22 protein-coding genes are annotated in these 24,494 nt (G+C 62.0%); 8 read left to right on the forward strand and 14 right to left on the reverse strand.

The window, feature by feature from the left end:
• Window positions 1-6: 6 nt before the first annotated feature.
• Together ACNQOP_RS01810 and ACNQOP_RS01815 are read left to right on the forward strand one after the other, a co-directional pair.
• Window positions 7-1,032 (forward strand): alpha/beta hydrolase, encoded by a 1,026-nt coding sequence (locus tag ACNQOP_RS01810; RefSeq protein ID WP_416403133.1) that lies wholly within the window; start codon window positions 7-9, stop codon window positions 1,030-1,032.
• Window positions 1,029-2,102: an alpha/beta hydrolase gene (locus ACNQOP_RS01815; protein ID WP_416403134.1), complete on the forward strand. Its 1,074-nt coding sequence runs from the start codon at window positions 1,029-1,031 to the stop codon at window positions 2,100-2,102. The genes ACNQOP_RS01810 and ACNQOP_RS01815 overlap by 4 nt, the downstream gene beginning before the upstream one ends.
• Before the next feature lie 30 nt (window positions 2,103-2,132).
• On the opposite strand, the gene ACNQOP_RS01820 is transcribed toward ACNQOP_RS01815, so the two are convergent.
• The 3 genes from ACNQOP_RS01820 to leuA all read right to left on the reverse strand — a co-directional run bounded on the left by ACNQOP_RS01820 (window position 2,133) and on the right by leuA (window position 5,536).
• Window positions 2,133-2,957, reverse strand: a complete 825-nt coding sequence (locus tag ACNQOP_RS01820; protein ID WP_257368034.1) for an isoprenyl transferase — start codon at window positions 2,955-2,957, stop codon at window positions 2,133-2,135.
• Between the two features lie 2 nt (window positions 2,958-2,959).
• Window positions 2,960-3,712, reverse strand: coding sequence for a DNA repair protein RecO (gene recO, locus ACNQOP_RS01825; protein ID WP_257368033.1), 753 nt, complete (start codon window positions 3,710-3,712; stop codon window positions 2,960-2,962).
• A gap of 84 nt (window positions 3,713-3,796) precedes the next feature.
• Window positions 3,797-5,536: a 2-isopropylmalate synthase gene (leuA, locus tag ACNQOP_RS01830; protein ID WP_235520708.1), complete on the reverse strand. Its 1,740-nt coding sequence runs from the start codon at window positions 5,534-5,536 to the stop codon at window positions 3,797-3,799.
• A 248-nt stretch (window positions 5,537-5,784) separates the two neighbouring features.
• On the opposite strand from leuA, the gene ACNQOP_RS01835 reads away from it, so the two are divergent.
• Entirely contained in the window at window positions 5,785-7,737 is a 1,953-nt protein-coding gene (locus tag ACNQOP_RS01835; protein WP_416403135.1) for a M13 family metallopeptidase, read from the forward strand.
• A 62-nt stretch (window positions 7,738-7,799) separates the two neighbouring features.
• Here the strand turns inward: ACNQOP_RS01835 and ACNQOP_RS01840 are convergent, their stop codons facing one another.
• The 5 genes from ACNQOP_RS01840 to ACNQOP_RS01860 all read right to left on the reverse strand — a co-directional run bounded on the left by ACNQOP_RS01840 (window position 7,800) and on the right by ACNQOP_RS01860 (window position 13,290).
• A complete protein-coding gene (locus ACNQOP_RS01840) occupies window positions 7,800-9,359 on the reverse strand; it encodes an LCP family protein (protein ID WP_416403136.1) in 1,560 nt (519 codons plus the stop codon).
• Window positions 9,360-9,466: 107 nt separating this feature from the next.
• Window positions 9,467-10,429: a GTPase Era gene (era, locus tag ACNQOP_RS01845; RefSeq protein WP_257368030.1), complete on the reverse strand. Its 963-nt coding sequence runs from the start codon at window positions 10,427-10,429 to the stop codon at window positions 9,467-9,469.
• Window positions 10,413-11,744: a hemolysin family protein gene (locus ACNQOP_RS01850; RefSeq protein WP_235520712.1), complete on the reverse strand. Its 1,332-nt coding sequence runs from the start codon at window positions 11,742-11,744 to the stop codon at window positions 10,413-10,415. Before ACNQOP_RS01850 ends, era begins: the two co-directional genes overlap by 17 nt.
• The gene (gene ybeY / locus ACNQOP_RS01855; protein WP_235520713.1) at window positions 11,741-12,214 is read right to left on the reverse strand and encodes an rRNA maturation RNase YbeY; all 474 of its coding nucleotides are present in this window, start codon (window positions 12,212-12,214) and stop codon (window positions 11,741-11,743) included. Before ybeY ends, ACNQOP_RS01850 begins: the two co-directional genes overlap by 4 nt.
• Complete coding sequence (locus ACNQOP_RS01860; protein WP_416403137.1) at window positions 12,211-13,290, reverse strand: PhoH family protein; 1,080 nt, start codon at window positions 13,288-13,290, stop codon at window positions 12,211-12,213. The genes ybeY and ACNQOP_RS01860 overlap by 4 nt, the downstream gene beginning before the upstream one ends.
• Window positions 13,291-13,663: 373 nt before the next feature.
• Between ACNQOP_RS01860 and ACNQOP_RS01865 the strand changes: the two genes are divergently transcribed.
• Window positions 13,664-14,536 (forward strand): GerMN domain-containing protein, encoded by an 873-nt coding sequence (locus ACNQOP_RS01865; protein WP_257368430.1) that lies wholly within the window; start codon window positions 13,664-13,666, stop codon window positions 14,534-14,536.
• Between the two features lie 14 nt (window positions 14,537-14,550).
• Here ACNQOP_RS01865 and ACNQOP_RS01870 read toward each other — a convergent pair whose 3' ends face one another.
• From ACNQOP_RS01870 to hrcA, 3 genes are read right to left on the reverse strand one after another with little or no spacing between them, the layout of a single operon-like run.
• A complete protein-coding gene (locus tag ACNQOP_RS01870) occupies window positions 14,551-15,324 on the reverse strand; it encodes a 16S rRNA (uracil(1498)-N(3))-methyltransferase (RefSeq protein WP_416403138.1) in 774 nt (257 codons plus the stop codon).
• A gap of 2 nt (window positions 15,325-15,326) precedes the next feature.
• Window positions 15,327-16,454, reverse strand: coding sequence for a molecular chaperone DnaJ (gene dnaJ, locus ACNQOP_RS01875; RefSeq protein ID WP_211712328.1), 1,128 nt, complete (start codon window positions 16,452-16,454; stop codon window positions 15,327-15,329).
• Window positions 16,455-16,504: 50 nt separating this feature from the next.
• A complete protein-coding gene (hrcA, locus tag ACNQOP_RS01880) occupies window positions 16,505-17,512 on the reverse strand; it encodes a heat-inducible transcriptional repressor HrcA (RefSeq protein WP_257368026.1) in 1,008 nt (335 codons plus the stop codon).
• A gap of 230 nt (window positions 17,513-17,742) precedes the next feature.
• Between hrcA and ACNQOP_RS01885 the strand changes: the two genes are divergently transcribed.
• Together ACNQOP_RS01885 and ACNQOP_RS01890 are read left to right on the forward strand one after the other, a co-directional pair.
• The gene (locus tag ACNQOP_RS01885) at window positions 17,743-18,594 is read left to right on the forward strand and encodes a DUF3097 domain-containing protein (RefSeq protein WP_257368025.1); all 852 of its coding nucleotides are present in this window, start codon (window positions 17,743-17,745) and stop codon (window positions 18,592-18,594) included.
• A 121-nt stretch (window positions 18,595-18,715) separates the two neighbouring features.
• Window positions 18,716-19,129, forward strand: coding sequence for a DUF4870 domain-containing protein (locus tag ACNQOP_RS01890; RefSeq protein ID WP_235520718.1), 414 nt, complete (start codon window positions 18,716-18,718; stop codon window positions 19,127-19,129).
• 51 nt (window positions 19,130-19,180) lie between these two features.
• On the opposite strand, the gene hemW is transcribed toward ACNQOP_RS01890, so the two are convergent.
• On the reverse strand, window positions 19,181-20,410 hold the full coding sequence (hemW, locus tag ACNQOP_RS01895) for a radical SAM family heme chaperone HemW (protein WP_416403139.1): 1,230 nt from the start codon (window positions 20,408-20,410) through the stop codon (window positions 19,181-19,183).
• A complete protein-coding gene (gene lepA, locus ACNQOP_RS01900; protein WP_235520720.1) occupies window positions 20,411-22,264 on the reverse strand; it encodes a translation elongation factor 4 in 1,854 nt (617 codons plus the stop codon). It abuts the gene before it with no gap.
• 159 nt (window positions 22,265-22,423) lie between these two features.
• Between lepA and ACNQOP_RS01905 the strand changes: the two genes are divergently transcribed.
• Together ACNQOP_RS01905 and rpsT are read left to right on the forward strand one after the other, a co-directional pair.
• Complete coding sequence (locus ACNQOP_RS01905) at window positions 22,424-22,951, forward strand: type II toxin-antitoxin system PemK/MazF family toxin (protein WP_416403140.1); 528 nt, start codon at window positions 22,424-22,426, stop codon at window positions 22,949-22,951.
• Between the two features lie 168 nt (window positions 22,952-23,119).
• Complete coding sequence (gene rpsT, locus ACNQOP_RS01910; RefSeq protein ID WP_011774926.1) at window positions 23,120-23,380, forward strand: 30S ribosomal protein S20; 261 nt, start codon at window positions 23,120-23,122, stop codon at window positions 23,378-23,380.
• A 96-nt stretch (window positions 23,381-23,476) separates the two neighbouring features.
• Here rpsT and holA read toward each other — a convergent pair whose 3' ends face one another.
• A complete protein-coding gene (gene holA / locus ACNQOP_RS01915) occupies window positions 23,477-24,493 on the reverse strand; it encodes a DNA polymerase III subunit delta (RefSeq protein ID WP_284985741.1) in 1,017 nt (338 codons plus the stop codon).
• Window position 24,494: the final 1 nt, after the last annotated feature.

Consider the following 24,494-nt stretch of genomic DNA (forward strand, 5'->3'; position numbering starts at 1 on the left):
GGAGCCATGGAATGGACCGCTGACATCCTGGGAACCGGCTACCAGTCCTGCAGTATCGACGCAGCAGGACCGGATGGCGTGATCCGCCATGCCACGCTGATCCGACACGACGCGGATCCGCTGGCCCAGGCCGAAAGCGGCGACGACGGTTCGGTGCGACGCCTTGGCGTTGTTTTGTTCCTCCATGGATGGAGTGACTACTTCTTCAACACCGAGCTCGCCGAGTTTTGGTCGCGCCAGGGCTATGAGTTCTATGCCCTGGACCTGCACAACCATGGACGGAGCCTCCAGCCCGGAGATCCCGGTGGCTATGTCGCCAACCTGGCCGACTACGACGCCGAAATCAACCAGGCCATTAACGCGATTCACCAAGGACGTGCCGGATCCACGGCGGACAACCTGACACTCATGGGCCACTCGACAGGCGGGTTGGTAGCCGCCCTCTGGGCCAGCCGACACCCTGAACGAGTCCAGTACCTCATTCTCGACAGCCCCTGGCTGGAGATGCATGGGAGTTCCATGGTCCGGCGGACAGCGAACGCCATGGTGGCGCCTTTGGCGAGATTCCGTCCCGAAACGGTCCTGAAACTGCCGGAGCGTGGTTTCTATTTTCGCAGCATCAGCAGTTCCGCAGAGGGTGAATGGCACTTGGACGAAAAGTATCGGCCGCCCTTGGCCTTTCCTGTCCGGGCGGGCTGGCTCCGCGCCGTTTTCGCCGGCCAGTCGCAGGTGGCCCGCGGCCTGAACCTGGAAATGCCGGTTCTGGTCCTGATGTCCTCAGCCAGCGCAAACGGCATGATGTGGCACGAGTCCATGCGCCGTTCAGACGCTGTGCTTGATGTAGGCGTAATGGCTTTGCGAGCCATGGCACTGGGCCGGACTGTGACTTTGGAGCGTATCGATGGTGGCCTCCATGACGTATTCCTGTCGGCACCTGCCGTGAGGAAGGACGCCTACGGCCGCCTGGCCCGATGGATCAGGGGCTTCATGCAGGACAAAGCACCGGATGACCACCATGAGGGGGACAGATGAGCGCCGCAGGTAAAACCGGTGCCGGATGGGAAGACGACGTCTTGGGCCACGGCTATGAATGCTTGGACCTGCCCCTTAAGCCGGATGAGGAGGGACAGGTCAAGGCGACGCTGGTCAGGCACGCGCCTCCCGTCGCCCACCCCGCCCCGCAAGGTGTACTGGACTTCCTGGTGTCCTTTACCAAGCGCCATCGTCGCGCCACCCCTGCGGATCCCGGAGGTGCCCCGCGGGCCGTCCTGTACCTCCACGGATGGGCGGACTACTTCCTCCAGACCGAGCTCGCCGAATACCTCACAGCCTCCGGTTTCCACTTCTACGCGCTGGACCTGCGGAAGTTCGGCCGCAGCCTCCTCCCCGGACAGACTCCCGGATACACCTCCGACCTTGGTGTTTACGACGAGGACATTGCGGCAGCCTTAGTGGAAGTCGAACGGGACGTGATGGCCCGGACCGGCAACTCCACTGCACCCACCATCCACATGGTGGCCCACTCCCTGGGCGGTCTCATCGCTGCCCTGTGGGCTGACCGCAACCCGGGCAGAGTGGGCACCTTGGTACTGAATTCACCGTGGCTTGAACTGCAGGGAAGCAGCTTGGTCCGAAGTATCGCCATGCATCTGGTTGAACCTTTTGCCCGAACGGACCCGAAAAGGCCCTTCAGGTTCCCCGAGATGCCGGCGTACTGGGAAAGCGTCAGCAACGAAGCCCACGGCGAGTGGATCCTGGATCCGGTCTGGCGACCACGGGCGTCCTTCCCGATCCGGGCGGGATGGACCAAAGCAGTGCTCGCCGGCCACGCTGCCGTGGAACGTAAGCTCAACATTGACGCGCCGGTGTTGGTCCTCTTATCCGGACGGACCCGGATCCAAGCGGAATGGACGGCGGACCTCATGCGGGCCGATGCCGTCATCGACGTCGAGGAAACATCCCGACGTGCGCTGGGCCTGGCCCGGCGCACGGCCGTCTTCCGCTATCCCGGAGCCCTTCACGATGTGTTCCTGTCCCGACGCACAGTACGCCAGCAGGCCTATCGGGACGTCGCCGTCTGGCTTGCGGCATACCCCTACTGAGCAGGCACACCTCGTATTAGCGCGGCCGTGCTATTTGGTAGCGGGGGCGGCATCAATCGCACCACCGTAGCGGCGATCCCGCTTGGCGTAAATCTCCACGGCCTCCCAGAGCGTCCGCCTGTCAACGTCCGGCCACAGAGTGTCCATGAAAACGAACTCCGCGTAAGCCGACTGCCAGAGGAGGAAGTTGGAGAGGCGCTGCTCGCCGGAGCTGCGAAGGAAGAGATCCACATCCGGAAGGTCGGGTTCATCCAGGTACTTCTGGATGGTCTTCTCCGAGACAGAGCCAGGCTTCAACCGCCCCGCCGCCACGTCCTGGGCAATGGCTGCGACCGCGTCAGCGATCTCCGCCCGTCCCCCGTAATTAACACACATGGTCAAAGTGCAGGTGTCATTGGCCCGCGTGTAGTCCTCGGCCTCTTCCAGTTCCTTAATCACCGAACCCCACAGTCGTGGCCGACGACCGGCCCAGCGGATCCGGACTCCCCACTCGTCAAGCTGATTGCGTTGACGACGTAGCACGTCCTTGTTAAATCCCATGAGAAACCGGACTTCATCAGGCGAACGCCGCCAGTTCTCGGTGGAGAAGGCATAGACGCTGACGTACTTGATGCCCAGCTCGATCGCACCGGCCATGACGTCCAACAGTGCCGGCTCCCCTGCCTTGTGCCCCTCTACCCGGGGCAGTCCCCTCTGGTTGGCCCAGCGCCCATTGCCATCCATGACAATGGCCACGTGCTGCGGTATGAGCTCAGTGGGTATCTTTGGTGGCACTGCCCCGGAAGGGTGTCCATAAGGCGCAACCACTGGCGCCGTCCTCGCTACTGTTGACTTGTTCTTTTTGCCAAGTGCCACTGTCAGCTTCGCTCCACATGTTTGAGTGATTTCACGGCACGTTCCAAATGCCATTGCAGGTAACTGGCCACCAGCCCCGCGCTTTCCCTGCGATGCCGGGGATCCGAGGCATCGGCAATGCTCCAATTGCCTGTCAGCAGCGCTCCGAGGAGTTGCACCGTTTCCGGTGCGGGAGCCGGAGAACCCGGAGGACGGCAATCGCTGCACACCATTCCGCCCACCGGCGCCGCAAATGCAGTGTGGGGGCCGGGACGGCCACATCGGGCACAATCCGTAAAGCTTGGTGCCCAGCCACCGGTCGCCAGGGCGCGCAGGAGATACGAATCCAGAATGAGTTCGGGCGGGTGGTCGGAGCGACTCAAAGAGGCCAGTGCTCCAACCAGCAGATTGTATTGAGCGGTCCCCGACTCGGTGTCGGCATCCGTCAATTTCTCGGCTGTCTCGGTCATTGCGGCCGCCACGGTGAACCGGCCGTAGTCGGCGGCTATGGCGCTTCCGTAGGCTCCTTTGGCGACTGCCTGGGTCACGATGTCGAGTGTTCGGCCGGACACGAGTTGCAGGTCGGCGACCATGAACGGCTCAAGGCGCGCTCCAAACCGGCTGCTGGTTCTCCGGACTCCCTTGGCGACGGCCCGTACCTGCCCATGGTGCTTGGTCAGCAGCGTAATGATCCTGTCCGCCTCGCCCAGCTTGTGAGTACGGAGCACTACGGCATCGTCCCGATAGGACCGTGCTGCAAACGACGGATTGGCCACAACTAATCTTTGCACTTCGCGCCGGTCGGGCGTGACCGCCGGACGGTGTGGTGACTGAAAATCCAGCCACCACACCGAAGGGTTCTATGCCTGGGCGTCGCGGACTGCCCGGTTTACTGCCGAGATCAGGGCCTTCAGTGATGACGTGGTGGTGCTGGGATCAATCCCGACGCCCCAGAGTACGCGTTCACCGACAGCGCATTCTACGTACGCTGCCGCACTCGCGCTGCCGCCTTCGGACAGTGCGTGCTCGCTGTAGTCGAGCACCCGGACGTCCACGCCGTCCTGGTGCAGGATGTCCAGAAGTGCCGCGATGGGACCGTTGCCGTGACCTGTTCGGCGTACTTCGGCGCCGTCGATCCTGAGGTTCGCGTTCATGGTCATGGCGCCGGACTCGTCAGTCTCGGTGCTCACGCTGCCCAGGGTGTAGCGGCCCCATTGCGCCTGTTCTTCGTCAGAGGGGAGGTACTCGTCTTGGAAGATCTGCCACAGCTGGGCGCCACTGACCTCACCGCCCACAGCGTCGGTGCGTCGCTGGATGACACCGGAGAACTCGATCTGGGCCCTGCGCGGCAGGTCCAGGTTGTGCTCATTCTTCAGCAGGTAGGCGACGCCACCCTTGCCGGACTGGGAGTTAACCCGGATGACGGCTTCGTAGCTTCGGCCGAGATCCTTGGGGTCGATGGGCAGGTACGGAACCTGCCACGTGAAGTCATCCACCGACTTGCCGGCAGCCGCGGCATCCTTCTCGAGCGCCTCGAAGCCCTTCTTGATCGCGTCCTGGTGCGAACCGGAAAACGCGGTAAACACGAGGTCTCCACCATACGGGGAGCGCTCCGGCACCGGCAGTTGGTTGCAGTACTCCACCGTGCGGCGGACTTCATCGATGTCGGAGAAGTCGATCATGGGATCAACGCCCTGCACGAACATGTTCAGGCCCAAGGTCACCAGGTCCACGTTGCCGGTGCGCTCTCCGTTGCCGAACAGGCAGCCTTCAATCCGGTCGGCACCTGCCAGGTATCCCAGTTCAGCAGCAGCCACGCCAGTCCCGCGGTCGTTGTGCGGGTGCAGGGAGATGATGATTCCCTCGCGCGGGTGCAGATTGCGGTGCATCCACTCGATCGAGTCCGCGTAGACGTTGGGTGTCGCCATTTCCACCGTTGCCGGCAGGTTGATAATGACTTGCTTGTCCGCGGAGGCCTCAAAGACATCGGCGATGGCATTGCAGACGCGGGCAGCGTACTCGAGCTCGGTGCCCGTGAAGGACTCCGGGGAGTATTCGTACGTGATGTGCGTGTCTTGCAGCGTCTCTTCGTACTTCTTGCACAGGCGGGCACCCTGCAAGGCGATGTCCATAATGCCGTCTTCGTCCTGGTTGAAGACCACCCGGCGCTGCAGCACGGAGGTGGAGTTATAGAGGTGGACGATGGCCTGCTTGGCGCCCACCAAGGACTCGTAGGTCCGCTCAATCAGGTGCTCGCGCGCCTGGGTCAGGACCTGGATGCTGACGTCGTCAGGAATGTGGCCGCCTTCGATGAGCTGCCGAACGAAGTCGAAATCTGTTTGAGATGCCGAGGGGAAGCCAACCTCGATCTCCTTATAGCCCATCTTGACGAGCAGCTGGAACATCTTCAGTTTGCGTGCCGGACTCATCGGATCGATCAGTGCTTGGTTTCCGTCCCGCAGGTCAACCGCGCACCAGCGAGGGGCCTTGGTGATGACTTTGTCAGGCCAGGTGCGGTCCGGAACATCTACAGTGATCTGGTCCTGGAACGGCAGGTAGCGGTGAATCGGCATACCGGAGGGCTTTTGTGCATTACGCATGATGTGGCCTTTTCTGTAAAGAACTAAGTGAAAGCTTAGCCGGACACAACGGAACTCCGCGGCGAGGATGGCCCAGCGTCAGATAGCTTTCAGGCCTCGCCGCGGCAGCTAAGAAGAAGCATTTCCGCACGCACAAATTCACAGTAACACGATGCGTATGATGACAGTGCAACACCTCATGCAACGTCCACTATGCAGACGCCACGACGGTGGAAACGCCGGCTGCAGCGTCCACACAAGGAGCCACAGTGCCACAGTCGGGGATCACTCTTTCCAACATCGACCACAACGTCCGGCCCCAGGACGACCTCTACCAACACGTCAATGGCGCGTGGCTCAACAGCACGACGATCCCGGACGACCGCCCGTTGGAAGGAACATTCACCGCACTGAGGGACGGTGCCGAGCTTGCCGTGAAGGCGATCATCGAAGAAGCCGCCGCAAAAGCGGACTCAGCTACCGGCGTCGAACAAAAAGTCGGCGGCCTCTATGCCAGCTTCATGGATGAAGCGGCGGCGGAGGAAAAGGGCTACGAGCCGGTCCGCGGCAGGCTCCAGGAGGTTGAATCCGTAGACTCCCCGCAGGAATTGGCAGCGCTCATCGGGCGGTTGTTCCGATCCGACGTCTCAGGCTTGTTCTCCATCTACCCTGCGCCGGATGCCGGCAATCCCGAACGCATCCTTCTCTACATCGGTCAGGGCGGCCTGGGGTTGCCTGACGAATCGTACTACCGCGACGAAAAATTCGACGAGATCGTGACGGCCTACGGTAAATATATTGCCGCCATGTTCAACCTCGCGTCCATCCCCGATGCAGAGGCCGCCGCCGGGCGCGTGGTTGCCCTGGAACGGGCGCTGGCCTCACATCACTGGGACAACGTCACCCTTCGGGATCCGCAAAAGACCTACAACCTCAAGACCGCAGACGAAGCGCGGGCGCTGTTCCCCTTACTGGACACGTGGTTTGAAGCGGCTCGCGTGGACCAGGACAAGCGGAGCGAGCTGGTGGTGAGCACGCCGGACTTCTTTACGGGAGCCGCTGCACTCCTGGAATCCGAGTCCCTGCAAACGTGGAAGGAATGGCTGACCCTGCGCATCCTGAGCTCGGCAGCCCCATATTTGTCGTCCGGTTTCGTCGAGACCAACTTCGACTTCTATGGGACCACGCTCAGCGGCACGCCCCGCAACAAGGAAAGGTGGAAGCGCGGCGTAGCCGTGGTGGAAGCTGCCCTCGGCGAAGCAGTAGGCCAAATCTACGTTGAGCGGCATTTTCCTCCCGGTCACAAGGCCCGGATGGAGACACTGGTGGGAAACCTCATCGAGGCCTACCGGGACAGCATTTCAGCGCTCACCTGGATGAGCGAAGAAACCAAGGTTGAGGCCCTCAAGAAGCTCCAGGCCTTCCGGCCCAAGATCGGCTTCCCCGAGAAGTGGATTGATTACTCGGCCGTCGAGATCGACCCCACTGACCTTTTGGGCAATGTAGAGCGTGCACACAATGCCGACGTCGACAGGCACCTTGACGAGATCGGCAAGCCGGTGGATCTCACCAAGTGGCTCATGACGCCACAAACCGTCAATGCCTACTATCACCCGATGCTGAATGAAATCGTCTTTCCCGCCGCCATCCTCCAGCCGCCATTCTTCAATGCCGATGCGGACGACGCCGTGAACTACGGCGGTATCGGAGCCGTCATTGGACATGAAATCGGCCACGGATTCGACGATCAGGGGTCCCAGTTCGACGGAACGGGCGCCCTTCGGAACTGGTGGACCGAAGAAGACCGAACTGCCTTTGAAGCCCTCACCACCAAACTGGTGGCACAGTACGACGCCCTCTCCCCCTATGCCGCCCCCGACCACAAGGTGAACGGAAAACTGACTCTGGGTGAGAACATCGGCGATCTGGGTGGCCTCGCAATCGCCTACAAGGCCTTCCTCCTCAGCCTGGACGGGGCGGAACCTGAAGTCATCGACGGCTTCACCGGACAGCAGCGGTTCTTCATGTCGTGGGCAGCCGGATGGCGCCAGGTAATCCGCACTGAGGAAGCAATACGGAGGTTGGCCACCGACCCGCACTCCCCCAACGAGTTCCGTACCAATGCCATTGCCCGCAACCTCGACGCTTTCCACCAGGCGTTCTCCGTGGCCGAGGGCGACGGAATGTGGATGGAACCCGGAGAACGGGTCAGTATCTGGTAAGCAGCCGACGAGCTAACCAAAGAGGACGGGCCATCTGGCCCGGCCTCTTTGGGCTTCAATAATTATTGGTCGATATACAGCGGATTGACCTGCTGGCAGACGGCGTCGCTGGCTGTCTGATTAACAACGTCCGGCGGTACCGAAGCAGCCCCATAGACCAAGCCCGTTCCGAAGTCAGTGCCCACATAGAGCTGAACACCGGCGACTCCCGCTGCCTGCTGGACCTGCGCGGCAGGAATACCGTAGAGGGTCGCCACATCGGCGGCCACGTCCGCAAAACCGGCTCCGTAATAGACCACGGTCCGGTCCACCGGGTTGGCCAGGTAGGACACAGCCTGGGTGAAGCCGTTGCCCGTGAGGACGGCCATTACTTCCTGGGCCCTGGTGGCTACTCCGCTGCCGTTGGCAACCGCTACCGGCTGGATGGCCTTGTTGTAGGCGGGCACGGCTGGCGTCGTAGCAGTTGGCTGGGCTGCCGGGCTTTGGGAAGCGGCCGGGCTCGAGGTCGCACCCGGCGTGGTGAGGTCAAGATCGGCCCGCAGTGCCGAGAAAAGCTGCGATGCCTGTGGTTCGGCCAGCTCCAGTCGGTTCGGATCGATGGCAGCCGGCTGGGTGGGAACAGCGACGAAGGCCACCTTTGAGACATCAATGTCCTTCAGTCGCCCGCCGATCGTCAGCAGGGACGGCACGGAAGCCAGTCCGTTGTCGACCGTGAGGTTCTGCGTTACGACGTCGGCAATTTGCAGCAGCCGCTGCGGGTTGCCCAAAGTACCTTCGTCCTTGAGCTTCCTGGTCATTGACGAGAGGAAAGCCTGTTGGCCCTTGATCCGTCCGAGGTCGCCACCATCACCAAATGCATGCCTGGTTCGCAGGAACGCCAATGCCTGTTCGCCTTCAACCAGGGAATTGCCCTTGGGGAGGCGGAGCCGGGAGTCCGGATCGAAAACGGGGTCGCTGACACAGACACTAACGCCACCAACAGCTTTGGAGAGCTCCTTGACAGCGTTGAAGTCCGCCATCATGAAGTGGTCGATCTCCAGGCCGGTCAGTTTGTTGACCGTGTCCACAGCGCAGCCGATGCCGGCCTCTGCCATGGCCTCATTGATCATCACGCCACTTCTGGCGGGAAAGGTCTGGTTGTTGGTGTGGTCCGTACACTGCGGCACGTCAACCAGCAGGTCGCGTGGGAAGCTCATGACATTGACGCGCTTGTTGTCCGCGGAAATGTCCAGCAGCATCATGACATCGGAATGCCCGTAGCCGGTGGAGTCCTCAGAGGTGCCGTAGTCGGAGTTTTTTCCGTCACGGGTGTCCGACCCAAGAATGAGGATCTGCAACCGGTCGGTTTTGTCGTTCGCTGCCGCAGCCCCCGAATCCCGGTTTTCGCCGGCGCTGAGTGGGGCTTTGGTGATGTTCGACTGAAGGCGGATAAACCAGAATGCGGCAAAGGCAACGCCGGCAACCAGCGCCAAGGAAACCACGCCGGTCGTAATTTTCAACCAGAGCGGCAGCCCCTTGCGTTCCTTCATGTGCCGGGGAGTGCCATCAGCATCCTCCCCATGGCGTCCCGCAACGGGGCCGGCGGTGCCGGTGCCCTGCGGGCGGGCGTCACGACGTCGCACTATTCGGTTTACCTTTCCTTAATCACCTGAATCTCCGCAATCATAGTTGCCAATTCTGGGAAGTTCCCTATCGGAGGGGCACTGCGCAGGATCGTGTCCCGGCAAACCTAGAACCCGAGTTTCACCAACTGCTTGGGGTCGCGCTGCCAGTCCTTGGCCACCTTGACGTGGAGATCAAGGTAGATCCGGGTGCCCAGAAGGGTTTCGATGCCTTTTCGGGCGTTCGTTCCCACTTCCCGCAAGCGGCTCCCCCCCTTACCGATGATGATCGCCTTTTGGGACGGCCGCTCAACGTACAAGTTGACCCTGACGTCCAGCAGCGGGTTGTCCTCGGTTCGGCCTTCGCGGGGAACAATTTCTTCGACCACCACTGCCAGGGAGTGCGGGAGCTCATCCCGGACACCCTCCAAAGCAGCTTCCCGGATCAATTCGGCGATCATGACTGCCTCGGGCTCATCAGTGAGTTCGCCGTCAGGGTACAGCGGCGGCGACGACGGCATGTGGCTGATCAGGACATCGGCAACCGTTGAGACCTGGAAGCCATCCGCCGCGGAAACCGGGACAATGTCTGCCCAGCCCTGTTCACCCAGCACATCCCGGCCCAGTTCAGCGACGGCGAGCAACTGCTCGGTCAATGCCTGGCGGTCCACCAGGTCGGTCTTGGTCACGATGGCGACAATCGGCTTGCGACCCACTGCGGCCAACTGCGCCGCAATGTACTTGTCGCCAGGGCCGATTTTCTCATTGGCCGGAAGGCAGAATCCAATGGCGTCAACTTCGGACAGGGTGTCTGCCACCAGATCGTTGAGGCGCTTGCCCAACAACGTGCGCGGCCGGTGGAGACCTGGCGTGTCAACGAGGATGAGCTGCGCGTCGTCGCGGTGCACGATGCCACGGATGGTGTGGCGCGTGGTCTGCGGTTTTGCGGACGTGATGGCCACCTTTTGCCCCACCAAGGCGTTGGTGAGGGTTGACTTGCCGGCATTGGGCCGGCCGACCAGCACGGAGAAACCTGCGTGGAAGCCACCGAAGTCCTGATCGGCGTCGAATTTCTTATTTTGCTTGCTCACGTGGAACTCCCTGTTGCGTTGAGTCGGCGTCTTCGAGGAGGTCCTCAAAGTCAGTGTCTTCCTTTGGGATGGCTGCCGCAATGATGTGGCTGACCCTGTTTCGGCGACCCTCAAGCCTATCGGCCCGCAGCGACACTCCGTTCACCTCCACGGAACTTCCGACAATGGGTACCTGCCCCAGTGCCTTGGCGAGGAGGCCACCGACAGTGTCTACCTCGTCGTCGTCGAGGTCCATGTCGAACAGTTCGCCCAGGTCATCGATGCTCATCCGTGAGCTGACCCGGTACGTGCCATCCCCCAGATCGATGGCCTCTTCAGCGGCGGCGTCGTATTCATCCACGATCTCACCCACGATTTCCTCGATCAGGTCCTCGAGGGTAACGAGGCCGGCTGTGCCACCGTACTCATCAATGACAATGGCCACGTGGGTGGATTCCTGCTGGAGTTCGCGGAGGAGGTCACTGACCGGCTTGGACTCCGGAACGTAACGGACATCCCGGGCCAGCGAGTCGACGTCGTGGGCCTGGAGCCCTGGCTCCGTGCGGTGCAGGGCCGCTGCCACGTCCTTCAGGTAGAGAATTCCACGGATCTGGTCGGTGTTTTCACCGATTACCGGGATTCTCGAATAGCCCGAACGCAGGAACAGGGCCATGGCTGTCTCCAGGTCCGTGCCGGTTCCGATGGTGACAATGTCAGTACGGGGAACCATGACGGAGCGCACCAGGGTGTCCCCGAAGTCGAAAACAGAGTGAATGAGTTCTGCCTCGTTGTCCTCGATCATGTCGGATTCGGCTGCCCGGTCCACGAACTCGCGGAACTCTTCCTCGCTGACGAACGCGTCATCACCGGCTGGAGCGCCGGGCGCCACTGCCTGTCCCAGCGCCACAAGCCATCCGGGAATGGGTCCCAGGATCCAGCAGAGGAACCTGATCAGGGGCGCGGTGAACCGGACTACCGGTCCTGAGTGCGCCCTGCCCAGCTGCCGGGGGGAAACCCCTACCAACACAAAACCGATGACGGCCATAATGCCGGTGGCCGCGAGGCCCGCAAGCCATACGTTGTCCAACAGGCTGTGAAGGACGACGGCGACTGCCACCGCAGCCGCCATCTCGAACCACACCCGCCAGAACCGCAAGGCGCGCATGTGCGCGATGGGGTTCCGCAGGATGCCGCCCAGGGCCTTGCCCTTGTTTCGGCCTATGGATTGTTCGGCTTCATGCCGGGGCAGGAAGTTGAAAGCAGCCTCCGCTGCGGTCAGCAAGGCGACGAAGCTCAGGAAAACCAGCGCCATGCCGACCAGGATGATCGAGGTCACTGCATGGTCTCCATGGGGGCATCCTTGCCCAGGAATTCAGACAGCAACTCACGCTGCAAACCGAACATCTCGGCTTTCTCCTCAGGCTCTGCATGGTCGAAGCCAAGCAGGTGGAGAATGCCGTGGGTGGTAAGGAGCAGCATCTCGTCCTGTGTCGGGTGTCCCGCGTTGCGCGCCTGCACCTCGGCCACCTGGGGGCAAATGGCGATGTCCCCAAGCATGCCTTGGGGCGTCGGCTTGTCCGGAGTACCCGGCGTCAGCTCGTCCATCGGCACCGAAAGAACGTCCGTGGCTCCGGGCTCGTCCATCAGCTCGATGTGCAGTTTCTCCATGGCAGGCTCGTCCACCAGCAGGATGGACAGCTCGGCCTGGGGATGGATGTAGAGACGCTCAAAGATGAAGCGCGACAACGTCACCAACTGGGCCTCGTCCACCGCGACGCCGGACTCGTTGTTTACTTCGATGCTCATTTACGTTCTCCACGCTTGTGATGGGTGTTGGCGTCGGCGCGATGCGCGTCATCCCAGTTGCTGTAGGCCGAGACGATGTCGGCTACCAAACGGTGCCTGACGACGTCGGCGGCTTCAAGGATCGAGAAATTGACGTCGTCGATCCCCGTGAGGATTTCCCGGACGATGCGCAGGCCTGACGTCGCCCCGAACGGAAGGTCGATCTGGGTGACGTCTCCGGTGACTACCATCTTGGATCCGAAACCGAGTCGGGTCAGGAACATCTTCATCTGTTCGGGTGTGGTGTTCTGCGCTTCGTCAAGAATGATGAAGGCGTCATTCAAGGTGCGGCCACGCATGTAGGCCAGGGGCGCTACCTCGATGGTCCCGGCAGCCATCAACCGCGGTATGGATTCAGGATCCATCATGTCGTGGAGGGCGTCGTACAGCGGACGAAGATAGGGATCGATCTTGTCGCTCAGCGTCCCGGGCAGGAACCCCAGGCGCTCCCCTGCTTCGACGGCGGGCCGCGTCAGGATGATCCTGCTGACTTCCTTCGTTTGCAGCGCCTGGACGGCTTTCGCCATGGCGAGGTAGGTCTTGCCCGTACCGGCGGGGCCGATCCCGAAGATGACCGTGTTGTCGTCGATGGCATCAACATAGTTCTTCTGGTTCAGCGTCTTGGGGCGGATGGTCTTGCCCCTGCTGGAAAGAATGTTGTGGGTCAACACGTCTGCAGGATTTTGCACTGATTGGGTGCGCAACAGTGAGACAAGTTGCTGCAGAACGTCAGGGGTCACCAGCGTGCCCTTTGACACCAGCCCACGGACTTCCTCAAGCAGGCGCATCACCCGGGAGATATCGGTGGACGGACCTGTCATGGAGAGCTCGTTGCCACGGACGTGGAAACTGACGCCTTCGAACTGATCCTCGATGTAGCGCAGGGCTTCATCGTGGCTTCCCAACGAGTGAACCATCTGGTCGGAGTTGTCGAACGTGACAATTTCCGTGCGCGTGCCCGGTAAGGTGTGCGGGAACTCAGTGGGCGGCAGGTTGCCGTTTCCGGTCCTGAGCCGTCCGTTCAAAGATTCACTCATAGTGTTGGCCGTATGGCCTGTTCTCCTCCGGTTCGATGGTGTCCTGGCAATAATCCTACGCCAGCCCGTCCCTGATGGACCTCACCTGAGCCGTCCGTCCAAGCCACAAAGGGATGGCCGACATTTTGTCTCAACTCTGCATCAAGCCGGTATCAATCATGTTTCAGTTGCTCCGGGCCCCCTCATTCCCGGCCGGCAGCCGTCGGCGGTGTGCCAAGCTGGCATAGCGGGTGGACAAAGCGCCCCGCAGCCACGCCGACCCGGCGAAGGGTTGCCAACGATGCACCGCAGGACAGGAATCCCCATCAGCAAGCCAGGAAACACCGCGCAGGGCGCACACAAGCGGAAGAAGTCCGCTTTTGCCGTGCCCGCGATGGTCTCTGTGCTGCTGCTCACCGGCTGCATCGCCGATGGGGCAGGAAACCAGGTTTCACCGAGCTCCCCTTCGCTCTCCGTGCAGGAGGCCCCGGCAAGCAACGCCCCCTTGGAAACCACGCAGGCCTCCACGAAAATTCCCGTGTACTGGATCGGCCGCAGCAAGGATGAGGTCTACCTCTACCGGGAGTTCCGGGACATCGACGGTGACGACAACCCCGTAACCACCGCCCTGCGGATCATGATGGCGGAAAAGCCACTGGACCATGACTTCTTCACGCCGTGGCAGCAACCCAGCAGCCTGGCTACTTCCATATCGGGCAAGAACGTCATCACAGTGGACATCTCCCGTGATGCTTTCAATTCGAATCTCGATGCCGCCATGGCTCAGCGGGCCATTCAACAGTTGGTCTACACAGCCACTGCCGCGGCGTCGTCGTCGGGCCTTATCAATTCCGGCCAGCAGATCCAGGTGGTCATCCTGGTGGACGGCCACCCCGATTACATGGCTTTCGGGCAGGTGAAGCTGGGACAGCCGATGGCACGTGACGCCTCCCTTGTGGCACCGGTGTGGATCATCGATCCGCAGGAGGATGTCACGGTGCCGCCGGGCGCGGTGAAGTTCAACGGCCGCAGCACCGACAGCTCCAAAACCATCGCCTGGCAGATCCTCAGGGACAACGGCAAGGCCGAGAAAACGGGTCTGCTCAACGGACAGGCCAAGCCAACGGGCGAGCCGGGCCAGTACGGCGTCTTTACTTTCAGCGCGACGTTGAAGGCCGGCAAGTACGAGCTGCGGGTCTCACAGGTCGACGCCGCAGGCAAAGTCATCGAGTCCAGTACCGACACGCGACTGTTCAGCGTCGGCTAGGACCCGCCGGCGTCCTACCAGCGGCCCAGGACGTCACTGGCGAGAACGACGGCGGTTGGTCCCGCCGTCGACGACCGCAGGACATGGTGTCCCAACAGCGCCGTAACGGCTCCGGCGTCACTGAGCCGGGTGACTTCACGGGGTGAGATTCCGCCCTCCGGCCCAACGATCAGCAACACTTCCCGGGGTGATCCCGGATCTGAGCCATCCGGCACGCCCGACTCCTCCAGGACGGTCCGCAAGGGGTTCTTGGCATCTTCGTGCAGGATGATGGCCAGGTCCGCAGCAGCGACGACTTTCGCCAAGGCCGCGGTATCCACGATGGGGCGAACATGCGGGATGTGTGACCTCCGTGCCTGTTTCGCTGCGGCGGCAACCACCGATTGCCACTTGGCATGTGCCTTGGCGGCCCGATCACCCTTCCATCGGACAATGGAGCGTTCGGACTGCCACGGAACCACCGCGTCAATGCCGAGTTCGGTGGCCGTTTCGACGGCAAGTTCGTCACGGTCCCCTTTGGCAAGCGCCTGGACGAGGACCAGGCGAACGGCCGGCTGCTCTTCGAAGACGACGTCCGAGGCCGTCACAGCCAAGGTGCCTGACCCGGTCTCGGAGACCGTACCCGTCAAACGTGTACCGGCGCCGTCTGCGATGTCTACCTGTTCGCCCACCGCCAAGCGTTTAACGGTGACCGCGTGGCGCGCCTCCGGGCCTTCCAGTACAAACACGGAACCAGGCCCCAGGTGGCTGAGGTTGCCTGCCTGGGTGAAGAAGACGGGGTTGCTCACCGCTACAGGTTACCGAGCTTGTCCCGCAGTTTGGCGAACATGCCGCCGCTGGCAACGAGCTTTCCCTCGGTGAACTGCTCTCCCCGCAGTTTGGCGAGCTGCTGGAGCAGCTCCTCCTGGGCGGCATCGAGCTTGGTAGGCGTTTCGACGTGCAAATGCACCTTGAGGTCGCCTCGGCCATAGCCGCGAAGGTGGGTGACGCCAAGCCCGCGAAGAGTGATGATTTCGCCTGACTGGGTTCCCGCCTTGACGTCGATGTCCTGTGCTCCGTCGAAGGTGTCCAACTGAAGTTCCGTACCCAGGGCAGCGGCTGTCATGGGCACGCTCAGGGTTGCGTGCAGGTCGTCGCCTTCACGCATGAACATGGAGTCGTTGTTGACGCGGATTTCGACGTAGAGATCGCCGGCCGGGCCGCCCGCGGGGCCGGCTTCACCCTGGCCGGACAACTGGATCCGGGTACCGGTGGCAACACCGGCAGGAACCTTGATGGTGAGGGAACGACGACTGCGGATGCGACCCTGCCCGCTGCACTCGTTGCAGGGGTCCTTGATGACCGTGCCGAAGCCCTCGCAGGAGCCACAGGGTGCCGTGGTCATGACCTGGCCGAGAATGGACCGGACAGCCCGCTGGACCTGGCCGCTGCCACCACAGATGTCACACCGTTCAGGATGGGTACCAGGGCGGCAGCAACTGCCATCACACGTGGGGCACACAACGGCCGTGTCGACTTCGAGCTTCTTGTTGACGCCGAATACCGCATCCTTGAGGTCGATGCGGACGCTGATGAGGGCGTCCTGGCCGCGCCGGACCCGGGAAGCCGGGCCGCCATGGCCGCCACCGCCGCCAAAGAAGGTGTCGAAAATGTCCTGGAAGGCGAAGCCCTGGCCGGAATAACCGCCGCCGAAGCCGTTTTCGGTTCCGTTTTCATTACCGGTGGCGTCGTAGACACGGCGCTTCTGCGGGTCCGACAACACCTCGTAGGCGTGGGTCACTGCCTTGAACTGCTCCGCGACATCTTCCCCGGGGTTGACGTCCGGGTGAAGTTTCCGCGCCAACTTGCGGTACGCCTTTTTGATCTCTTCCCCGGTGGCTTCCGGAGAGACTCCCAAAACGTCATAGTGGCTGCTCAAAGTCGGTATCTCTTCCTTGTTGTACTGCGGATGTTTCCTCGGGCCGGTGTTCAACCGCCGAGAATGCGGGAAAGGTATCTGGCCACGGCCCGGACTGCGGCCATGGTGGTGGGATAGTCCATGCGGGTAGGGCCAAGGATCCCAACCTTGGCTCCGGAACCGTAGCCGGTGGCCACGACGGAAGCCTCGGCCAAACCGTCGTACGGGTTCTCCCGGCCGATGCTTACTGACACGCCCCGCGGATCATCGCCCATATCGGACAACAACCGCAGCATGACGACTTGTTCCTCAAGGGCTTCAAGCACCGGACCGATGCTCAAGGGGAAGTCCACATTGGAGCGGGCCAGGTTGGCGGTGCCTGCCATCAAGATCCGCTCTTCGCGGCTGTTGTCGCTCAGTGACTGCAGCCCGTGCGCAAGAGTCTGGGCCACGCCGCGAAGCTCGGGCGGGCAGAGGGCCACTACCGATGGAAGGACCTGTGGGAGAAGGTCCAGTTGCGTCCCGGCTATGCTTCCGAGGAACCGGGACCTCAGCAGCATCAATGCCTCGTTCGCAACATCTGATCCGGCATCGATGACCTTCTGGCCAACGCTGCCTGTGTCCGCAATGAGGACCACCAGGACCTGCTTTGGCGCAAGCAGCACGAACTCGACGTGGCGGACGACCGCCCGGCTCGAGTGCGGGTACTGCACGACGGCGACCTGGTTGGTCAGCTGGGAAAGGAGCCTCACGGTCCGCTCCAGGATGTCGTCCACGTCATCCGGGCCCTCGAGGAGGGAGTGGATGGCACGGCGCTCCGCGGCCGAAAGTGGCTTTACCTGGGAGATACGGTCCACAAACAGGCGGTAGCCCTTGTCCGTGGGAATGCGTCCTGCGCTGGTGTGGGGCGCCGCGATGAGTCCTTCTTCTTCCAGGACAGCCATGTCATTGCGGATGGTGGCACTGGAAACACCGAGGTGGTGGCGCTCGACAAGGGCCTTGGATCCAACGGGTTCCCTGGAATGCACGTAGTCTTCAACGATGGCACGCAGCACTTCCAACTTGCGTGGCTCACTCATTGCTCCACCTCCTGACGACGTCCGTGGTCGTGGCGACCGGCGACTGCGGCACGCCCGCCGGGCCTCCGCACTTAGCACTCAACATGCCCAAGTGCTAACAAGTCTATTATGGGCCACCCCGTTGCTAGCATTGAAAACGCCCGTATTCAGCTTCCGGCGTGCAGGTTCGGCAGCTTCGCAACCCAAACGGCTCCCCCACCCATCAAGTACTCAAAGGTAGGAAATATCCCTTGGCTTTCGACAATTGGGGTCCACAGGATCTGACCGCTCCCGCCAAACGCCAGCTTCCTGAGGTAGCGGTCCAGCGGGGAATGGTCCTTGAAGACGTCCAGTCAGGATGGGTGGGTGAAGTGACCAGGGTGGAGAAGACCGGCGGCATGCATATCGTGTCCTTGGAGGACCGGCGTGGTAAGTCCAAATCGTTCCAGTTGGGATACGGCTTCCTGCTCGAAGGCCAGCCCATCCGCCTGATGCCTCCAGCAGTCCGGCAGTCGCCGTCGGCCGCCCAGCCGGGCCGTACCGCCTCAGGTTCCGTCAAGGTGCAAGGCCAGCGCGCACAGGTGGCCAAGGCCAGCCGCATCTGGGTGGAAGGAAAGCACGACGCCGAACTGGTCGAGAAGGTCTGGGGTGACGATCTCCGGGTCGAAGGGATCGTGGTTGAGCCCTTGCATGGCGTGGACGACCTCGCGTCCGCCATTGCGGATTTCAACCCCGGCCCGGACCGCCGCCTCGGGATCCTGGTGGACCACCTGGTCCAGGGATCGAAAGAATCCCGCATCGCCGCCGAGGCCATGGCCTGTCCCGGAGCCGCTGGAAACGTCCTCATTGTGGGACATCCGTACGTGGATGTGTGGCAAGCCATCAGGCCCAAGGTGTTGGGCATTGAGAAGTGGCCCACAGTACCGCGTGGCATGGATTGGAAGACCGGCATCCTCCGCGCCTTCGGCTGGCCGCACGAGACCGCCGAGGACATCGGGTTGGGCTGGCAAAGGCTGCTGGGGGCCGTACGGAGCTACGCCGACCTTGAAGCATCCCTGCTGGGCCGTGTTGAGGAAGTCATCGACTTCCTGACGGTCCCCTAAAGCATTCACCCTGAACCACTGCTACTGCAGCGCCAACGGGGAGTTGGTCCAGAGAAGCGGGCTCGTGCCGGTATTCTGGGACAGCAACACCGCAGCATCTTTACAGCAAAGGGAAGACACCGTGGCAGAGAACGCTCCTGAAGAACCGGGCAGCGCCGCAGGGCGGCCCCAGTACCATGGCGCGCCAGCCAATGCACTGCCCTTGACGGCCGGCGAAGACCGGCAGTGGGCCACATTGGCGCACTTTGGCGGCATTCTTGGCTGCTTGCCTTCCCTGTTGATCTACCTGATCTTCCGGGACCGGGGACCCTTCACTGCACAGGAATCCAAGGAAGCGCTGAACTTCACCCTTCCCCCGACCATCGCAGCGGTCCTCGCCAACATCCTCGTCCTGCTTCCAGTGGTCGGCAACATTTTCGCCGTGATCGCGACCGGCATTTGGGTAGCCCTGACGTGCTTCTCCGTTTCAGCCGGAATCCGCGTGAACCACGGCCAGCCGCACCGCTACAAACTGAATTTGCGCTGGATCAAGTAGCTGCCTCACCAGCAGGAGAGTCCCGGCAGTGCTGCCAAACGGCCGTGAGGCTCAGTCCGGGAGGATCCTGCGGACCACTGCGTCTGCCAGCAGGCGACCCTTCAGCGTGAGGACCAAGCGGCCCTTGAAGGCCTGGATCGGGTCAACCAGTCCGTCTGCGATCAACCCGGCCATTGCATGCCGCCCCACGGCGTCCAAGGCGTCGACAGCCAGGCCTGTACCCAGGCGGGCTTCGAGCATGATGCGCTCCACCTCGCGCGTGTCAGGGTCCAGCGTCTCCCTGCCTGCCGCCGGCGAGCTTCCCGCTCCCAGTCGCGCAGCATAAGCAGTAGGATGCTTGACGTTCCACCAGCGCACACCGCCTATGTGGGAGTGCGCTCCGGGGCCCACGCCCCACCAGTCATCTCCACGCCAGTAAGCAAGGTTGTGGCGGCATGCCTGCTCCGGAGAGCGCGCCCAGTTGCTGACCTCGTACCAGGCCATCCCCGCCGCTGAGATGAGTTCATCGGCGAGTTCGTATTTCGCGGCGTGGTCGTCGTCGTCGATGCCGGGCACCTCGCCTCGACGGATTTGCGCAGCAAGCTTGGTGCCGTCCTCCACGATCAACGCATAGGCGCTGATGTGGTCCGGTTCGTACGACAAGGCCGTTTCGAGGGAAACGCGCCAGTCCTCCATGGACTCCCCCGGGGTCCCATAAATGAGGTCCAGGCTGACGGCGAGTCCGGCGTCGCGCGCCCACTGCACCACCAGCGGAACGCGGCTTGGCGTGTGAGTGCGGTCCAGCACTTTGAGGACATGCGGCACAGCGGACTGCATGCCGAAGGAGACCCTGGTGAATCCGGCATCCGCGAGCAGCATCAACGATTCGGGCGTGACGGAGTCAGGATTGGCCTCGGTGGTCACTTCCGCGCCGGATTCCAGCCCCCACGTCCCAACCGCGGAACGCAGGATCCTTGCCAAGTCCTCGGCTGGAAGCAGAGTCGGGGTACCACCGCCGAAAAAGACGGTACTCAGGGGGCGCGCCGGAACCGATGAGGACTCGAGTGCCTTCACGGCGAAGTCGAGCTCCGAGATGGCGGTACTGGCATAGGCATCCTGCGAGGCACCACCGCCCAGTTCCGTCGCGGTATAGGTATTGAAATCGCAATAGCCGCAACGCACGGCACAAAAAGGGATGTGGACGTACAGTCCGAACTTGCGGTGCTCGACGCCCGTCAGCACCTGCGGAGGCAGAACGCCATCCGCAGGTGCTGGATCGCCCAAAGGAAGGACGCTGGGCATTTACTTTTTGGCCTTGTCCTTGGACTCGTCGGTGGTCAGGGCAGCGATGAACGCCTCCTGGGGCACCTCCACGCGGCCCACCATCTTCATGCGCTTCTTGCCTTCCTTCTGCTTCTCGAGCAGTTTGCGCTTACGGGTGATGTCACCGCCGTAGCACTTGGCAAGAACGTCCTTGCGGATGGCCCTGATGCTTTCACGCGCAATGATGCGCGAACCAATGGCCGCCTGGATGGGCACTTCAAACTGCTGGCGCGGAATAAGTTCGCGGAGCTTGGCCGTCATCATCACGCCGTAGGCGTACGCCTTGTCACGGTGTGTGATGGCACTGAACGCATCTACTTGCTCACCCTGGAGCAGGATGTCGACCTTCACGAGGTCGGCGACTTGTTCGCCGTCGGCCTTCCAGTCCAGCGAGGCGTAGCCACGGGTCTTGGACTTCAGGAGGTCGAAGAAGTCGAACACGATTTCAGCCAGCGGGATCCAGTAACGGAGCTCCACGCGGTCCTCGGACAGGTAGTCCATGCCCTTCATCTGCCCACGACGGCTCTGGCACAGTTCCATGATGGAGCCGACGAACTCGTTTGGCGCAAGGATGGTAGCCGAAACCATCGGTTCACGGACCTCGGAAATCTTTCCCGTGGGGTATTCGCTGGGGTTCGTCACGTGGACAACTTTCTTGTCCTCGAGCGTTACCTCGTATTCCACGTTGGGGGCGGTGGAAATGAGATCCAGGTTGTACTCACGCTCAAGGCGCTCCCTGGTGATTTCCAGGTGCAGCAATCCGAGGAAGCCCACGCGGAATCCAAAGCCCAGCGCAGCCGACGTCTCGGGTTCGTAAACGAGCGCGGCATCGTTGAGCATCAACTTTTCGAGGGCATCTCGAAGCACCGGATAGTCCGTGCCGTCCAACGGATACAGGCCGGAGAAGACCATGGGTTTCGCGTCCGCGTAACCGCTCAAGGACTCCGAAGCAGGTTTGGCCAGGTTGGTGACAGTATCGCCCACCTTGGACTGGCGGACGTCTTTTACACCGGTGATCAGGTACCCCACTTCACCCACGCCGAGACCCTTGGACGGGGTAGGTTCCGGGGAACTCACACCGATTTCCAGGAGCTCGTGCGTGGCCCGGGTGGACATCATCTGGATTCGCTCACGGGGGTGCAGCATGCCGTCAACCACCCGGACGTAGGTGACCACGCCACGGTAGGTGTCATACACGGAGTCGAAAATCATGGCACGGGCCGGAGCGTCCGGGTCACCCACGGGCGCGGGGAGGTCCCGGACAATTTTGTCCAGCAATGCCTCGACGCCCACGCCGGTCTTGCCGGAAACCTTGAGGACGTCTTCGGGGTCGCCACCAATCAGGTTCGCCAGCTCCGCAGCATACTTCTCCGGCTGCGCTGCCGGGAGGTCGATCTTGTTCAGTACCGGGATGATGGTGAGGTTGTTTTCCATGGCCAAGTACAGGTTGGCCAAGGTCTGGGCTTCGATACCCTGTGCCGCGTCGACCAGGAGAACCGCGCCTTCACAGGCAGCCAGGGATCGCGAGACCTCGTAGGTGAAGTCCACGTGGCCGGGGGTGTCGATCATGTTCAGTGCATAGCTGGTGCCATCCAGCTCCCAGGGCATGCGAACAGCCTGGGACTTGATGGTGATGCCGCGCTCACGTTCGATGTCCATACGGTCCAGATACTGGGCCTTCATGTCGCGCTGTTGAACGACGCCGGTGTACTGCAGCATGCGGTCGGCCAGGGTGGACTTACCGTGGTCGATATGGGCAATGATGCAGAAGTTCCGGATGATGGCCGGATCTGTTGCGGCGGGCACCGGTGCGGTGCGGGCCATGGGAGACACGCAGGATCCTTACTGTCGATACTCACACGGCAATTCCGCGAACTGGGCATAGGCCAGCCGGAATGCGCCGCGCATCTGATCCTCCAGTCTCCCACGAACCAGCGGTTCACCGTACATTGCCGGCGCAGAGCGGTACCGGCCCGGTTGTAGCGTTGTCACATGGCTATCGACTTGCGCCCCCTGGGCAAACTCATCCTGCGATCGCTCAAGGCATGGGGAAGCGGCAACACCAAACCGGCCACCCTCCCCAGTGGAGCAAAAACGCAAACCCGGCCTGCCGGCGTCGGCGGCCCCTACCCCGGTGACTTTAGCGGGCCGCTCCGGCCCAAGTACTCCCCCAAGCCGGATGGGCAACCGGACCCGGGCGAGATCGTGTGGGGATGGGTGCCCTATGAAGAGGACCACAGCCGGGGGAAAGACCGTCCCGTGCTGCTCGTAGGTGCTGACGCCAAGTGGCTCCTGGGCCTGATGCTGACATCCAAGGACCACGACCACGGCGCCCGCGCCGACGATTACGTCGACATCGGCGCCGGAGCCTGGGACCGGCAAGGGCGACCCAGTGAAGTCAAAGTGGACCGCGTGATCCGGCTCGACCCGGCGTCCATCCGCCGGGAGGGTGCGGTGCTGGACAAGGTCCTGTTCAACGAGGTCTCCCGGGCACTCCGCGCGCAACAGGACAGGCGGTGACTTCAAAGTCGCCGTCAGGGCGGACCGTCTGCTATTCTTTATAGCTGTGTGTTCGTGCAGGTCGACGGCCACACATGGTTGGCTGCCATAGGCATCCCCACGCCGCTCAGTCGATGGCCAACCTGAAAACCCTCTAGACCATTTCCGCATTAAAAAGAGAGTTCATACGTGGCTAATATCAAGTCCCAGAAGAAGCGCATCCTCACCAACGAGAAGGCTCGCCTGCGCAACAACGCAGTCAAGTCCGAGCTGAAGACTGCCATCCGCGCCGTCAACACCGCCGTTGAGTCTGCTGACAAGGATGCTGCTGGAACTGCACTTGTTGCTGCCAGCCGCAAGCTGGACAAGGCTGTCAGCAAGGGCGTTATTCACAAGAACAACGCTGCAAACCGCAAGTCGGCGATCTCCAAGAAGGTCAACGCACTCTAAGGTTTTTCCAGTTCGACTGAGCTGATCACAAGGCCGGCGCCCAATGGGTGCCGGCCTTTGGGTTTAACGCGGTCAGCGTCGGCTGGTTTAACGCGGTCAGCGTCGGCTGGCCGATGTGGCAATAACCGTCACTGCGTGCTCCACCGCGTACACGGGATCGCGGGAAAGACCCTTGACCTGGGCGTCCGCTTCCGCAATGACCTGAATGGACCGGATAAGACCCTCAGGCGTCCATCGTCGGACATCACGTTGGGCCTGCTCCACGAGCCAAGGCTGCATGCCCAGGTTCCTGGCGATGGTGGCCGGGGAGCCATTGGCTCCGGCCACTTTGGCCAGGGTACGCAACTTGGCCGCCAGTGCTGCAACCAAAGGAACCGGATCCACTCCTGTCGCCAGAGCGTGACGGAGCGTTGATAATGCCACGGGACCATTACCGGCCATTGCGGCGTCGGCAACCTTGAATGCGGTGGCTTCGACTCTTCCGCCGTAGTATCGCTCCACAGTCGCCGCATCCACGGCGGTGGTAGCGTCGGCGATCAACTGGCTGCAGGCCGCGGCCAGTTCGGACAAGTTGGCGCCCACGGCATTAACCAGTGCCATGACAGCCTCGCCTTCGATGCGCCGGCCCCCGGCTTTGAATTCAGAGACAACAAAGGAGGTCTTCTCGGCGTCCTTCTTTAGCGGCTGGCAATCCACCACTGGCCACCCAGCCGACTTGACGGCGTCGAGCAGTTTCTTGCCGCGAACGCCGCCCGCATGCCTGAGGACCAGCACGACATCCTGGTCGGGGTTCTGCAGGTATGCCAGGCCATCGGCGAGGAAGGCGTCGTTCATGGCTTCCAAGCCCTCGATTTCAATGAGCTTTCCCTCGCCAAACAGTGACGGGGTAACGGTCATTGCCAAGGAGCCGGCCTCATAGGAGCCTGCGTTGAGCCGGCTCAACTCTACCTCCGGAGTAGCCGTCCGCACGTGGGACCGGATGCGGTCCATGGCACGGATGCCCAGGTACTCCTCGGGACCCGTAACCAACACCACGGCCGCAGGAGTGATCTCCCGCCAGCTGACGTTGTTGGCCGAGGCGGTTTTGGCCCGGTTATTTTGGGCAGCAGCCAAT

This window comes from Arthrobacter sp. LFS091, assembly GCF_047977885.1.
GTDB lineage: Bacteria > Actinomycetota > Actinomycetes > Actinomycetales > Micrococcaceae > Arthrobacter.